Origin of the sequence: Umezawaea sp. Da 62-37, from assembly GCF_032460545.1 — a bacterium.
Classification (GTDB): Bacteria; Actinomycetota; Actinomycetes; order Mycobacteriales; family Pseudonocardiaceae; genus Umezawaea.
In genome coordinates this window covers 10,771,036-10,784,772 of record NZ_CP135965.1, presented here as the reverse complement: position 1 = coordinate 10,784,772, position 13,737 = coordinate 10,771,036, and the positions used below count along the sequence as shown (strand labels likewise).

Annotated in this window: 12 protein-coding genes; 11 read left to right on the top strand and 1 reads right to left on the bottom strand. The window is 71.6% G+C overall.

Going from position 1 to position 13,737, the window contains the following annotated elements; genetic code table 11:
* The first annotated feature begins 141 nt into the window (after window positions 1-141).
* The 3 genes from RM788_RS48550 to RM788_RS48540 all read left to right on the top strand — a co-directional run bounded on the left by RM788_RS48550 (window position 142) and on the right by RM788_RS48540 (window position 3,158).
* The gene (locus RM788_RS48550) at window positions 142-1,203 is read left to right on the top strand and encodes a LacI family DNA-binding transcriptional regulator (RefSeq protein WP_315928107.1); all 1,062 of its coding nucleotides are present in this window, start codon (window positions 142-144) and stop codon (window positions 1,201-1,203) included.
* Between the two features lie 2 nt (window positions 1,204-1,205).
* Complete coding sequence (locus tag RM788_RS48545) at window positions 1,206-2,183, top strand: acetylxylan esterase (RefSeq protein WP_315928105.1); 978 nt, start codon at window positions 1,206-1,208, stop codon at window positions 2,181-2,183.
* Window positions 2,184-2,303: 120 nt separating this feature from the next.
* The gene (locus RM788_RS48540) at window positions 2,304-3,158 is read left to right on the top strand and encodes an NmrA family NAD(P)-binding protein (RefSeq protein ID WP_315928103.1); all 855 of its coding nucleotides are present in this window, start codon (window positions 2,304-2,306) and stop codon (window positions 3,156-3,158) included.
* Here the strand turns inward: RM788_RS48540 and RM788_RS48535 are convergent.
* Window positions 3,155-3,619, bottom strand: coding sequence for a hypothetical protein (locus tag RM788_RS48535; protein ID WP_315928101.1), 465 nt, complete (start codon window positions 3,617-3,619; stop codon window positions 3,155-3,157). The two genes, RM788_RS48540 and RM788_RS48535, sit on opposite strands and share 4 nt — an antisense overlap.
* A gap of 160 nt (window positions 3,620-3,779) precedes the next feature.
* On the opposite strand from RM788_RS48535, the gene RM788_RS48530 reads away from it, so the two are divergent.
* From RM788_RS48530 to RM788_RS48495, 8 genes are all read left to right on the top strand, one after another.
* Complete coding sequence (locus RM788_RS48530) at window positions 3,780-4,934, top strand: sensor histidine kinase (RefSeq protein WP_315928099.1); 1,155 nt, start codon at window positions 3,780-3,782, stop codon at window positions 4,932-4,934.
* On the top strand, window positions 4,931-5,566 hold the full coding sequence (locus tag RM788_RS48525) for a response regulator (protein ID WP_315928097.1): 636 nt from the start codon (window positions 4,931-4,933) through the stop codon (window positions 5,564-5,566). Before RM788_RS48530 ends, RM788_RS48525 begins: the two co-directional genes overlap by 4 nt.
* A gap of 173 nt (window positions 5,567-5,739) precedes the next feature.
* Window positions 5,740-6,957 carry a cysteine desulfurase-like protein gene (locus tag RM788_RS48520; RefSeq protein ID WP_315928095.1) on the top strand — a complete coding sequence of 406 codons (1,218 nt, stop codon included), beginning with the start codon at window positions 5,740-5,742 and terminating at the stop codon, window positions 6,955-6,957.
* A 72-nt stretch (window positions 6,958-7,029) separates the two neighbouring features.
* Entirely contained in the window at window positions 7,030-7,458 is a 429-nt protein-coding gene (locus RM788_RS48515; protein ID WP_315928093.1) for a Fur family transcriptional regulator, read from the top strand.
* A 28-nt stretch (window positions 7,459-7,486) separates the two neighbouring features.
* The gene (gene katG / locus RM788_RS48510; protein WP_399342413.1) at window positions 7,487-9,721 is read left to right on the top strand and encodes a catalase/peroxidase HPI; all 2,235 of its coding nucleotides are present in this window, start codon (window positions 7,487-7,489) and stop codon (window positions 9,719-9,721) included.
* Between the two features lie 480 nt (window positions 9,722-10,201).
* A complete protein-coding gene (locus tag RM788_RS48505; RefSeq protein WP_315928090.1) occupies window positions 10,202-10,804 on the top strand; it encodes a DUF4956 domain-containing protein in 603 nt (200 codons plus the stop codon).
* Window positions 10,801-11,607: a polyphosphate polymerase domain-containing protein gene (locus tag RM788_RS48500; protein ID WP_315928088.1), complete on the top strand. Its 807-nt coding sequence runs from the start codon at window positions 10,801-10,803 to the stop codon at window positions 11,605-11,607. The genes RM788_RS48505 and RM788_RS48500 overlap by 4 nt, the downstream gene beginning before the upstream one ends.
* A gap of 8 nt (window positions 11,608-11,615) precedes the next feature.
* The gene (locus tag RM788_RS48495; RefSeq protein ID WP_315928086.1) at window positions 11,616-13,694 is read left to right on the top strand and encodes a CotH kinase family protein; all 2,079 of its coding nucleotides are present in this window, start codon (window positions 11,616-11,618) and stop codon (window positions 13,692-13,694) included.
* Window positions 13,695-13,737 lie beyond the last annotated feature (43 nt).

Sequence of the window (13,737 nt, the reverse complement as noted above, 5' to 3'; positions counted from 1 at the left end):
ATCAGCCCAGTTTTGTTCATATATGTGACCAAGAGGGCGAACGATGATCACTGGCCTTGGCCGGCTTTAACGTTTAGGCTCCAGCTCCGAAAGTTTAGGTCGACGCCGCAGTACCGGGATCGACGCAGGACAGGGGTCAGGATGAGCACGCCGCTCGGAACAGGCGCGGACCCGTCGAACACCGACAGCCCGCCACCCGCGTCCATCGCCTCCATCGCCGCGGAGGCGGGCGTCTCGGTCCCGACCGTCTCGAAGGTCCTCAACGGCAGACCGGACGTCGCCCCCCACACACGGGCGCGGGTCGAGAGCGTGATCGAGCAGCGGCGCTACCGGCGCAGGCGGGCCCGCGAGTCGTCCCGCCCGGCGCTGATCGACCTGGTGTTCCACGAGATGCACTCGGCGTGGGCCACGGAGATCATCCGCGGCGTCGAGCAGGCGGCCGCGAGCGAGCGCGCCGCCGTCGTGCTGTCCGAACTCGGCGGCGAGCACCGGCCGCGGCGGGAGTGGTTCGACGACCTGCTCACCCGGCGGCCGCTGGGCGTCATCCTGGTGCTCGCCGACCTGGACGAGGACCAGCGCAACCAGCTGGCGACGCGCAACATCCCGTTCGTCGTGGTCGACACCGCGGGCGAGCCGGAACCCGGTGTCCCCACGGTCGGTTCGGCGAACTGGTCGGGCGGTCTCGCGGCCACCCGCCACCTGATCGGCCTGGGCCACCGCCGCATCGCCGTCGTCTCCGGCCCCACCACCGTGATGTGCAGCAGGGCCAGGGTCGACGGCTACCGCAGCGCGCTGGAGGAGGCGGGGCTGCCGGTCGAGCCGGACCTGGTGCGGTGGGGCGACTTCTACGTCCACGGCGGCTACGAACACGGCATGGCCCTGCTCGACCGCCCCGACCGCCCCACGGCCGTCTTCGCGGGCTCGGACTTCCAGGCGCTCGGCGTCATGCGCGCCGCCCGTGAACTCGGACTGTCCATTCCGGACGACCTGTCGATCGTGGGCTACGACGACCTGGACGTCACCGAGTGGATCGGCCCGCCGCTGACCACCGTGCGCCAACCCCTGCGCGAGATGGCCACGACCGCCGCGGAGATGGTCTTCACCCTCGCCCGCGGCGAACGCCCCCGCAACGAACGCATAGACCTGGCGATCGAACTCGTCGTCCGCCGCAGCACCGCTCCGCCGCCTGCCCACAAGGACTGACCATGGCCCTCTTCGACCTCCCCCTCGCCGAACTGGAGAAGTACCGCCCCTCCGTGAGGGAACCCGCGGACTTCGACTACTTCTGGACCTCGACGCTCGACGACGCGGCCCGCAACGAGCCGCTGATCGCCGTGGACCCGATCACCACCGGCCTGTCGCTGATCCACACCTGGGACATCGCGTTCGCCGGGTTCGCGGGCCACCCCATCCGCGCCTGGTACTCGCGCCCCGCGGGCACCCAGGGCCACCCGCTGCCCGCCGTCGTCGAGTACCTCGGCTACGGCCGCGGCCGGGGTCTGCCCGTCGAACGCCTGCTGTGGCCCAGCGCCGGGTACGCCCACCTGCTCGTGGACACCCGCGGTCAGGGCGGCCAGTACGGCAACGGCGGCGACACCCCGGACCCGATCGGCTCCGCCCCGGCGACGCCCGGTTTCCTCACCCGCGGCATCGCCGATCCCGGCACCGCCTACCTGCGCCGCCTGCTCACCGACGCCTCCCGCGCCGTGGACGCGGTGCTCGCCCTGCCCGACGTGGCGAGCGCGGCCGTGGTCGGCAACAGCCAGGGCGGCGGGCTGGCCATCGCGGCGGCCGGTCTGAACAACCGGGTCGCCGCCCTGCTCGCCAGCGCTCCCCTGCTGTGCCAGGTGGAACGGGCCATCGGCATCACCGACGCCGAGCCCTACAACGAGATCGTGCGCTACCTGTCCGTGCACCGGAAGTCCGCCGAGCGGGTGCTGAACTCGCTGTCCTACTTCGACGGCGTCCACTTCGCGAGCCGGACCACGGCGCCCGCCCTGTTCGCCACCGGCCTGCGCGACACCATCTGCCCGCCCTCCGGCGTCTTCGCGGCGTTCAACGCGCTGGGCACCCCCTTGCACCGCAAGGAGATCGCCGTGTACCCCTACAACCACCACGAGGGCGGCGACGCCCATCACACGATCCGCCAGCTCGCCTGGCTGGGGGAGCACCTCCCGGTATGACCCCAGGGGTAGCACTCCGGACCGCGCCGATCCTTCCCGCGCGGCCGCGCCGACGGCATCGTCATCACCACGCCCAGGACGTGGGCGGATGCCGAACGGGAAGCGGGACAACGGGTTCTCATGATCATTGTCAGCGGTGCAAGCGGGGCGCTCGGCGGCGCGGTGGTCGAGCGGCTGCTCGACCGGGTCGCGCCGGAGGGGATCGGCGTCAGCGTGCGCGATCCCGAGAAGGCGGCGGAACTCGCGGCGCGGGGCGTCCGGGTCCGGCGGGGTGACTTCGCCGACGCCACGAGCCTCGAGCACGCCTTCGAAGGCGCTTCGCGGATCCTCCTGGTGTCGGCGAATTCCACCGGCGAGTCGGCGGTGCGGCTGCACCGGACGGCGATCGACGCCGCGGCGAAGTCCGGTGCCGAACGCGTCGTCTACACCAGCCACATGGGCGCGCACCCGTCCTCGGCCTTCTCCCCCATGCCCGACCACGCCGCCACCGAGTCGGCGCTGCGGGAGTCCGGGGTGCCGTTCACGGTGCTGCGCAACGGTTTCTACGCCTCCTCGGCGGTGATGCTGCTCAACGCCGCCCTCCGGACCGGCGAACTCGCCGTGCCGCAGGACGGTCCCGTCTCCTGGACGGCGCACGCCGACCTGGCGGAGGCCGCGGCGATCGCGTTGGCGGAGGACCGCCTCGACGGCGTGACCCCGGCGCTCACCGCGTCGGAGGCGGTCGACATGGAGGGCGTCGCCGCGATCGCCTCGGAGCTGACCGGGCGGGAGATCCGGCGGGTGGTCGTCAGCGCCGACGACTACCGGGCGGGCCTGCTCGCCCACGGTGTCCCGGAGCACGCGGCCGACATGCTCGTCGGCCTGTTCACCGCGAGCCGCCAGGGCGACTTCGCCGAGGTGGACCCGACGCTCGCCGCCCTGCTCGGCCGGCCTCCGGTGCCGCTGCGGGACGTGGTGCGGGCCGCCCTCGGCTAGGCAGGCCGCTCCTCACCCCCTGTGGTCCGCGGCTCCCCCTCGGCGGGGTCGCGGAACAGGGCCGTGAGCTTGGCCCTGTCCTGCACGACCAGGAACGCGAGCACGGCGGTGTACACCGCGGCCAGGTACTTGACCAGCGGGTAGTCGAACCCGAAGTCCATGAGCGTGATGTTGAGGCCGACCGCGAACAGCGCGGCGGCGCCCGCGAAGGTGGTGCGGCGGAACAGGAGCATGGCCGCCGGGATGAACTCGAACAGCCCGGTCATCCGGCCGTAGAACGGGGAGTACCCGTAGAAGGCCCACACCAGCGAGGTGCCGTCCGCGGTGGACTTCGAGATGGTCCAGTCGCCGTAGTAGTACTGGCCGCCCAGCAGCTTGACGCTCCCGTACACCAAGAAGATCGCGGACAGCAGCAGCCGGAGGCACAGGATCGTCCTGGACGGCGGCTTCGACCAGATCATGAGGGCTCTCCAGGGGTTCGGACGGTTTCCGGTCACCATCGTGGCGAGCGGGCGGGCGGCGCGGACCGTTCCCGCGGCCCGAACGCGCGGCTTCCGGGAGGAGGCGCCTCCTCCCGTCGGAGGAGGCGGCGCTCCACCGGGATGCCTAGGCTCGACCCCTGTGGAGACGTGGCCGACTCGGGCGCGGTGGGCCGTCCGGCTGACACCGCTGGTGGTGGTGCCCGCGGCGCTGGTCTTCCTGTTCGAACCGCGGGAGATTGTGACGCCGGACGTCTGGGCGTTGTCGCTGCTGGGATCCGCGCTGGTGCTGCTCGGCCGCCGCGCGCCGCTCGTGGTCAGCCTCGCCCAGTCGTCGCTGCTGCTGGTCGCCCTGCTGGTGAGCCCCGCGAGCATCGCGGTCCTGCAACTGCTGGCCGCGCTCGCGCTGGGTGAACTCGCGATGCGACGACCGTGGCTGCCCCACCTGGCCGCGGGGTGCGCGGTGGCGACCGGCGTCGGGGCGTTCTACCTGGCCTCCCAGTCGGACGCCGAGCCCGTGCCCACGGCGTTGCGGCTGCTCATCGTCGTCGGCGTGCCGATCCTGGCCGGGCGGCACCTGCGGTCGACGCGCGAGCTGACCCGGTACTACCGCGTGCGCGGGCTCGACGCCGAGCGCCTGCGCGACGCCGAGGTCCGCGCGGCGCGCGTGGCCGAACGCACCTCCATCGCCCGTGAGCTGCACGACCTGGTGGCGCACCACGTGTCGTCCATCGTGCTGCGGGTCGGCGTGGCCCGGCACGTCGCACCGGACGCCGACGCGCTGCGGGCGGCGCTCGACGACGTGCACACGACCGGGTCCGACGCGCTCAAGGACCTGCGCGACCTCGTCGCCGTGCTGCGCGCCCCCAGCGCCCCGGACGCCGCGGTGCTCAGCCCGGACGGCCTCGGCCCGGCGCTGCGGCAGGCCGCCGAGCGGTGCGGGCAGGCCGGGTTCGGCGTCACCTGCGCCATCACCGAGCCGGGCGGCGACCTCGACTCGGTGCGGCGGCTGGCCGTGCTGCGGATCGTGCAGGAGTCCCTGACCAACGTGATGCGCCACGCCCGCCCCGGCGCGAACGTCTCGGTGCGGGTCCGCGGCACCTCCGACCACGTCGAGATCGCCGTCCTCAACGACGGCGTACCCCGGCAGCGGCCCGGCGGCACGTCGGGGCACGGGCTCATCGGGATGTCCGAGCGCGTCACCGTGTTCGGCGGCACGTTCCACGCGGGCCCCACCCCGGCGGGCTGGCACGTCACCGCGCGGTTCCCCCGCACCACCCCGGTGGAGGTCGGGTGATCCGCGTCCTGCTCGTCGACGACCAGCGCCTGGTCCGCGCGGGCCTGCGCATGCTCTGCGACTCCGCCCCCGACGTGGAGACCGTCGGCGAGGCCTCCAACGGCCACGAGGCCGTCCGCGCGGTCGACGAGCACCGCCCCGACGTCGTCCTGATGGACCTGCGGATGCCCGGCATGGACGGCACCACCGCCACCGCCCGCATCCTGGCCCGCCACCGCGACGCCAGGATCGTCGTGGTCACCACCTTCGACGACGACGAGCACCTCTACGGCGCGCTGGCGGTGGGCGCCTACGGCTTCCTCCTCAAGGACTCCGCGCCGGACGACCTGCTCAACGCCGTCCGCCGCGCCGCCGCGGGCGAACCCCCGTTCAGCCCCACCGTCCTGCGCCGCGTCATCAGCCGCGCGACCGACCGCCACCAGGCCCCCACCACGACCCTGCCCCCGCTCACCCCCCGTGAACGCGACGTCCTCGTCCTGCTCGCCCAGGGCCTCGGCAACGCCGACATCGCCCGCCACCTCCACCTCGGCGTCACGACCGTGAAGACCCACGTCGGCTCGCTGCTCGCGAAGACCGGCGCCGACAACCGCGTCCGCCTGGCGCTGCTGGCGCACGAGGCGGATGTGCGGTAGCCGCCGTCGGAACAGCACCGGGCAGTGCGGGGCGCGGGAACACGAACTGTGAACGGGTCATCACCCGTGGCTCATCCTTCTGACCAGTGCGAACAGGGAGGAAGGTCGCCGACCCGACCTCGTGGCGATGTTCCCGCTTCCGCTTCACGCCGCGCTGGGCGAGTCTGGTGGGCATGACCTTCGACATCGCCGCCATCCGCTCCTCGTTCCCCGCGCTGGCCGACGGGTACGCCTACCTCGACGGCGCCGCGGGCACGCAGACGCCGATCTCCGTGATCGACGCGATCTCGTCGGCCTACCGGCTCGGCATCGGCAACGTGGGCGGCCCGTTCCCGGCGAGCGCGCGGTCGATGGCGATCGTCGCCGATGCGCGGCAGGCCGTCGCGGACCTGGTGGGCGGCCAGGCCGCCGGGGTGGTGCTCGGGCCGAACAGCACGACGCTGGTGTACCGCTTCGCGCACGCGCTGGGCGAGGGCTGGCGGGAGGGCGACGAGATCGTGCTGTCCCGGCTCGACCACGACGCCAACGTCCGGCCGTGGGCGCAGGCGGCGGCCCGCGCGGGTGCCGTGGTCCGCTGGGCGGAGGTGGACGCCGACACCGGCGAGCTGCCGGTGGAGCAGTACGACGACCTGCTGACCGACCGCACCCGGCTGGTGGCCGTCACGGCGGCCAGCAACATCCTCGGCACGCGACCGGACGTCGCCGCGATCACGGCGAAGGCGCACGCGGTGGGCGCGCTGACGTTCGTCGACGGCGTGCACTCCACCCCGCACGACCTGCCCGACGTGCGGGAGCTGGGCGCCGACTTCTTCGTGACCAGCGCGTACAAGTGGGCCGGTCCGCACATCGGCGCGCTGGTCGCGGACCCGGCGCTGCTGGAGTCGCTGCCCGCCGAGAAGCTGACGCCGTCGCCGGACCGGGTGCCGGAGCGCTTCGAGACGGGCACCTCGCCGTTCGCCGACCTCGCGGGGGTCACGGCCGCCGTGGAGCACGTGGCGGGCCTGGCGCTGCCGCTGCCGTCGTCGTCCCGCCGCGAGCGGCTGCGGATCTCGATGGAGGCCGTGGGCGCCCACGAGCGGGAGCTGTTCGAGGTCCTGATCGGCGGCCTCGGCGGGCTGCCGGACGTCACGCTGTACGGCAAGCCCGCGCGGCGGACCGCCATCGCGTACTTCCGCGTCGCCGGGCACACGCCCGCCGAGGTCGCCGAGCACCTGGCGATGAACGGGGTGAACGTGTGGCACGGGCACAGCTACGCGTGGGAGCTGACCGGCGTGCTCGGGCTGCGGGACACCGGTGGCGCGGTGCGGGCCGGGCTGGCGCACTACAACGACCGCTCGGACGTCGACCGGTTCCTCGACGTGGTGGCCGGACTGCCGAAGTCGACGGGCTGATCCGGGCGGGAACAGCCGGGGACCCGAAGGCTGTTCTTGATTGATTCCAGAAAAGGGTGCACACTCCTGGGCGTGCCGACACCGTCCGACCTCGAACGCATGTTGCGCGGGGTCGCCCTGCGCGTGACGCGTCCACGGGTGGCGGTGCTGTCGGCGGTCCACGACCACCCGCACGCCGACACCGATTCGATCATCGGTATCGTTCGCGAGGGGCTCGGCGGAGTGTCCCACCAGGCTGTTTACGACGTGCTGCGCGCGCTGACCACCGCGGGGCTGCTCCGTCGCATCGAGCCTCCGGGCTCCGCCGCGCGCTACGAGGCGCGGGTCGGGGACAACCACCACCACGTCGTGTGCCGGTCGTGCGGCGCCATCGCCGACGTCGACTGCGCCGTCGGCGTCGCGCCGTGCCTGACCGCGTCCGACGACCACGGCTTCACGATCGACGAGGCCGAGGTCGTCTACCGGGGCCTCTGCCCCGCCTGCTCCACCACAACGAACTAGTTCCCGAGCACATCCCGGAAGGAATCCTGTGTCTGACAGTCCTGACGCCGTCGTTGGAGAGATGAACGAGGAGAGCGCCGGCGGTTGCCCGGTCTCGACCGGGCGCCTGAACCACCCGACCGAGGGTGGCGGCAACCGCGGTTGGTGGCCGAACCAGCTCAACCTGGGGATCCTGCGCAAGCACGCGGTCGCGGCCAACCCCATGGGCGGGGACTTCGACTACTCCGCCGCGTTCGCCACCCTCGACCTCGACGCCCTGACCACGGACGTCGACGCGGTGATGACGAACTCCCAGGAGTGGTGGCCCGCAGACTTCGGCCACTACGGCCCGTTCATGATCCGGATGGCGTGGCACAGCGCGGGCACCTACCGCACCCAGGACGGCCGCGGTGGCGCCGGCGCGGGCATGCAGCGCTTCGCGCCGCTGAACAGCTGGCCGGACAACGGCAACCTCGACAAGGCGCGCAGGCTGCTGTGGCCGGTCAAGAAGAAGTACGGCAGCTCGATCTCGTGGGCCGACCTGATGATCTTCGCGGGCAACCGCGCCCTGGAGACGATGGGCTTCAAGACCTTCGGCTTCGCGGGCGGGCGACCGGACGTGTGGGAGCCCGACGAGGACGTCTACTGGGGCCCCGAGCGCACCTGGCTCGGCGACGAGCGCTACTCCGGTGACCGCGAGCTGGAGAACCCGCTCGCCGCGGTCCAGATGGGCCTCATCTACGTCAACCCCGAGGGCCCGAACGCCAACCCGGACCCGCTCGCCTCGGCGCGCGACATCCGCGACACGTTCGGCCGCATGGCGATGAACGACGAGGAGACCGTCGCGCTGATCGCGGGCGGCCACACGTTCGGCAAGACCCACGGCGCGGCGGACCCCGACCAGTACGTCGGTCCCGAGCCCGAGGGCGCGTCCATCGAGGAGCAGGGCCTCGGCTGGACGAACACCTTCGGCAGCGGCAAGGGCCGGGACGCGATCACCAGCGGCCTGGAGGTCACCTGGACGTCCACGCCGACGGCGTGGAGCAACACGTTCTTCGACAACCTGTTCGGCTACGAGTGGGAGCTGACCAAGAGCCCCGCCGGCGCCCACCAGTGGCAGCCGAAGGACGGCGCGGGCGCGAACACCGTGCCCGACCCCGAGGACGGCTCGCTGGTCCGCCCGCCGACGATGCTGACGACCGACCTCGCGCTGCGGCTCGACCCGGTCTACGAGCCGATCTCGCGCCGCTTCCACGAGAACCCCGACCAGTTCGCGGACGCGTTCGCCAGGGCGTGGTTCAAGCTGACGCACCGCGACATGGGCCCGATCCAGCGCTACCTCGGGCCGCTGGTCCCGCAGGAGACGCTCATCTGGCAGGACCCGATCCCGGCCGTCGACCACGAGCTCGTCGACGCCGCCGACGTCGCCGACCTCAAGGCCAGGATCCTCGACTCCGGCCTCACCGTGTCGCAGCTCGTCTCCACCGCGTGGGCGTCGGCCTCGACGTTCCGCGGCAGCGACAAGCGCGGTGGTGCGAACGGCGCCCGCATCCGCCTGGAGCCCCAGCGCGGCTGGGAGGTCAACAACCCGGACACGCTCGCGCAGGTGCTGCGCACCCTGGAGGGCGTGCAGGAGTCCTTCAACAGCGCCCAGACCGGCGGCAAGAAGGTCTCGCTGGCCGACCTCATCGTGCTCGGCGGTTCCGCCGCCGTGGAGAAGGCCGCCAAGACCGCGGGCTTCGACGTCGAGGTTCCCTTCGCGGCGGGCCGCATGGACGCCTCCGCGGAGCAGACCGACGCGGACTCGTTCGCCGCGCTGGAGCCGACCGCCGACGGGTTCCGCAACTACCGGGGCAAGGGCAACCGGCTGCCGTCGGAGTACCTGCTGGTCGACCGGGCGAACCTGCTCACGCTGACCGCGCCCGAGACGACCGTCCTCGTCGGCGGTCTGCGCGTGCTCGGCGCGAACCACCAGGAGTCCACCACGGGCGTCCTGACCTCCACGCCGGGGTCGCTGACCAACGACTTCTTCGTGAACCTGCTCGACATGGACACGCTGTGGACGGCGACGTCCGACGACTCGGAGACCTTCGAGGGCCGCGACCGCGCCACCGGCGAGGTCAAGTGGACCGGTAGCCGCGCCGACCTCGTGTTCGGCTCGAACTCCGAGCTGCGCGCCGTCGCCGAGGTCTACGCGAGCGACGACTCGAAGGAGAAGCTCGTCCACGACTTCGTGGCGGCCTGGGTCAAGGTCATGAACCTCGACCGGTTCGACCTGGTCTGATCCCGAGGTCCGGGTCGGCGGTCCACCCGCCGACCCGGACCTCCGGTCAGCCACCCCCCGGTCCCTCCCGAGCACCGCGGCCGTTCGCCGCGAGACCTGCCGGCGGTCGGTGCCCATCCCCGACCCGCCCCGTCGTGACGCCACCCGACGCCCCCGATCTTCCCGTCCTGCCTGGAAGAACGAGTCCATTGCGGACCGTCGCCCCAGGACGTTCTCGCCTCAGCCACACCTCTCGGTGATCCGAAAGTTTCGAGCCACCGTAACGCTGCGAACCCGTCTCTATTGGTGGACATCCTCCTTTTGCCACAGGGTTAAGTAGCGAAAGTTCATTGACGTAAACCCGCGCAGACCCCTACCGTTTTCCATTAGTTCCCGAAAGTTTACCTAACCTCACGAAAGTTTCGGTAACCGTTCCGCGATCCTCCGCCAGGAAGTGGACGGTGCCCGGCCTGCCGGCTCGGCACAGGAGGAACGCGCGAGATGCCTCAACTCGTCCTGTTCACGATCGACATCTGCGCGGTGGCGCTGCTCGTCTTCGGGCTCTACTTCCCGAGACACCGGAGGCGCGACCTGGTCGTCGCCTACCTGGGTGTCAACATCGGCGTCCTCGCGGTGGCGAGCGCGCTCAGCTCCAACAACGTCGGCGCCGGGCTCGGGCTCGGGATGGCGCTGTTCGGCGTGCTGTCCATCATCCGGCTGCGCTCCACGGAACTCGACCAGCACGAGGTCGCGTACTACTTCTCCGCGCTGGCGCTGGGAATCCTCGGCGCGCTGAGCACCACGTCGGCGTGGCTCAACGGCGGGCTGATGGCGCTCATCGTCACGGTGATGTTCCTGGGCGACAACAAGCGGCTGTTCCGGAACTACCGGCACCAGATCCTGGTGCTCGACTCGGCCATCACCGACCACGTCGCGCTCGTCGCGCACCTGGAGCAACTGCTGCGCGCCAAGGTGCACGTCGTCACCGTGCAGCGGCTGGACCTGGTCAACGAGACCACCCTGGTCGACGTCCGGTACTCGCTGCCCGAACACCGGCTCGCCGCCAACCCCGGCACGCCCGCGCACTCGGGAGCCCACCGATGACGCCCCTCGACCCCGTGCTGGCGCGGCTGGCCCCCGTCGGGCTGGCCGAGCTGAACGACCGCGCCGCGCTCCAGACCAGGGTGGACCGCAAGTACCTCGTGCCCGCCGCCGCGCTCCCGTTCCTGCTGGAGCAGCTAACGCCGTACGCGCGGGTGCTCGACATCGACGGCGGACGCTCGTTCCGCTACGAGTCGGTGTACTTCGACACCCCGCGGCTGGCCAGCTACCACTGCGCGGCGCACCGCAGGCGCCGCCGGTTCAAGGTGCGCACCCGCACCTACGTGGACTCCGCCGAGTGCTGGTTGGAGGTCAAGATCAGCGGCGCGCGCGGGAGCATCACCAAGCACCGGATGCCCTACCACGCCGAGGATCGCGACTCCGTGCACCTCGGGCGCGACTTCGTCGACGAGGTGCTGGCCCGCGAGTCGGTCGGCCCCGCCGCGGGGAGCCCGCTCGACCTGGTCCTGGTCACCGAGTACGACCGGACCACGCTGCTGCTGCCCGCCACCGCGAGCCGGGTCACCATCGACACCGGGCTCACCTGGCGCGACGACGTGTCCCACCTGCGGCTGCCCGCCCTGGCCGTGGTTGAGACCAAGAGCACGTCGGCGGCCACACCGGTCGACCGCCTGCTGTGGCAGCGCGGGGTGCGGCCCGCCCGCATCTCCAAGTACGCCACCGGTCTGGCCGCGCTCCGCCTCGACCTGCCCGACGCGCCGTGGCGGCGGACGCTGCGTCGCCACTTCCACGACGTCGCGACGCCGATGGACCTGACGCCGACCACCTCCCACCAACCCGCATAGGAGAAATCGTGCGCTTGACCCTCCGCAGCAACGGCGCCGCGGCGACCCATCGCACCACGGGTCTCGCGGTCGCCGCCCTGCTCCTCGCGGGACTCCTGGTCCCGTTCTCGTTGTCGGCCGGGGCCCAACCCGCCTCCGCCGTCCAGGTCCCCGGCACCAGCGCGAGCACGGCGGCCGAGGACGCCGTCACCGCGGCCGCGTCGGCGGAGGACCTCCTGGGCGACATCACCTTCTCCGTGCCCAGCGGCACCTTCCAGAGCCAGGTGTCCGTGTCGCTGGGCACCGCGATCAGCGGTGCCGAGATCCGCTACACCACCGACGGCAAGCTGCCGACCGCGCAGTCGACGCTCTACCAGGGCACACCGCTCAGGTTCACCCGCACCACCCAACTCCGGGCGCAGTCCTTCGTCGGCGGAACGGCGTCCGGCAAGCCGGGAACGGCCATGTACGGCGCCATCGCCACCACCACGGCCCACGACCTCCCGGTGGTCATGATCGACTCCTACGGGGCGGGCAAGCCCGCGCGGGAGTACTTCGACTCCACCACCATGATCTTCCAGCCGCCCACCGGCGGGACGACGTCGCTCGCGGCGGCCCCGGCGGTCGCCACCCGCGCCGGGTTCAAACTGCGCGGGCAGTCGTCGGCCTCGTTCGAGAAGGCGCCGTACCGGCTGGAGTTCCACGACAACGACAACGACGACGCCGACTACCCGGTGCTGGGCATGCCCGCCGACTCCGACTGGGTGCTGCGCGGGCCGTTCACCGACAAGTCGCTGATCCGCGAGGCGTTCGTCTACGACCTCGGCCGGGAGATGGGGCTGAAGGCGCCGCGGTACTCGTTCGCGGAGTTCTACCTCAACACCGACGCGAACCCGGTGGGCGCGAGCGACTACATGGGCGTCTACATGATCGTCGAGACGATCAAGAACACCAAGAACCGCCTCGACCTCAAGAAGCTGGACGAGGAGGACACGACCCTGCCGAAGATCAGCGGCGGGTACATCTGGAAGTTCGAGTGGATGGCGGCCGAGGAGCCGACGCTGCCGTGCACCGGGGCGGCCAACACCTGCTGGAACTACCTGGAGGTGGCCGACCCGTCGCCGTTGCAGCCCGCCCAGAAGGAGTGGCTGCGCGGGTACATCCAGGAGTTCAACAACGTCCTCAGAGCACCCAACTCCGCCGATCCCGCGACCGGCTACCAGAAGTACATCGACGTGGACTCGTTCATCGACCACATGATCGTCAACGAGCTCAGCCGCGGCATGGACGCCTACGTGCGCAGCGCCCACTTCTACAAGGACCGGGACAGCAAGATCTTCGCCGGTCCGCTGTGGGACTTCGACCTCACGTTCGGCGTCGGCGGGTACTTCCAGAACGACCAGGCCGCGGGCTGGCAGTACCAGCAGACCCGGTCGCCCCAGTCCAACGACTGGTACGCCCAGCTCATGCGGGACCCGGCGTTCGTGAACAAGCTCAAGGCGCGCTGGCAGTCCCTGCGCGGCGGCCTGCTCTCCAACGCCTCCCTGACGAGCAGGGCCGACGCGCTCGCCCGGCCGTTGACCAACGCCGCGCAGCGCAACTTCCAGCGCTGGCCCAACCTCTCGACGCAGTACATCGGCCCGTTCATCACGCCGACCGCGTCCACGTGGCAGGGCCAGGTGCAGTACATGAAGGACTGGATGACCCGCCGCACGGCCTGGCTGGACTCGACGTCCGGCTGGGGCGGCGGCACGACCCCCACCACGACCACGACCACGACGACCACCACGACCCCGCCACCCGCCGGCGCGCGGTGCACCGCGACGTACGCGGTGACCAACAAGTGGCAGGGCGGGTACCAGGTCGAGGTCAAGGTCACGGCGGGCAGTTCGGCGATCGGCAACTGGACGGTGGCCTGGAACCTGCCCAGCGGTGAGGCGATCACCCAGTCCTGGAACGCGACCGTCACCACCCAGGGGTCCGCGGTCACCGCCCGCAACGCCTCGCACAACGGGTCGGTCGCGGCCGGTGCCAGCACCACGTTCGGGTTCCTCGGGTCGACCGCGGGGACACCGGGCACGCCGACACCCACCTGCACGGGGAGCTGACCCCCGGACAGGGCGGGGCGGCGGCGGCATTCCCGCCGCCGCC

Bases quoted from the DNA above. Each gene is read 5' to 3' on its own strand.
- RM788_RS48535 (WP_315928101.1), bottom strand. From the start codon at position 3,619: ATGATCTGGTCGAAGCCGCCGTCCAGGACGATCCTGTGCCTCCGGCTG.
- RM788_RS48500 (WP_315928088.1), top strand. From the start codon at position 10,801: ATGACGCCCCTCGACCCCGTGCTGGCGCGGCTGGCCCCCGTCGGGCTG.
- RM788_RS48545 (WP_315928105.1), top strand. From the start codon at position 1,206: ATGGCCCTCTTCGACCTCCCCCTCGCCGAACTGGAGAAGTACCGCCCC.
- RM788_RS48505 (WP_315928090.1), top strand. From the start codon at position 10,202: ATGCCTCAACTCGTCCTGTTCACGATCGACATCTGCGCGGTGGCGCTG.
- RM788_RS48540 (WP_315928103.1), top strand. From the start codon at position 2,304: ATGATCATTGTCAGCGGTGCAAGCGGGGCGCTCGGCGGCGCGGTGGTC.
- RM788_RS48520 (WP_315928095.1), top strand. From the start codon at position 5,740: ATGACCTTCGACATCGCCGCCATCCGCTCCTCGTTCCCCGCGCTGGCC.
- RM788_RS48550 (WP_315928107.1), top strand. From the start codon at position 142: ATGAGCACGCCGCTCGGAACAGGCGCGGACCCGTCGAACACCGACAGC.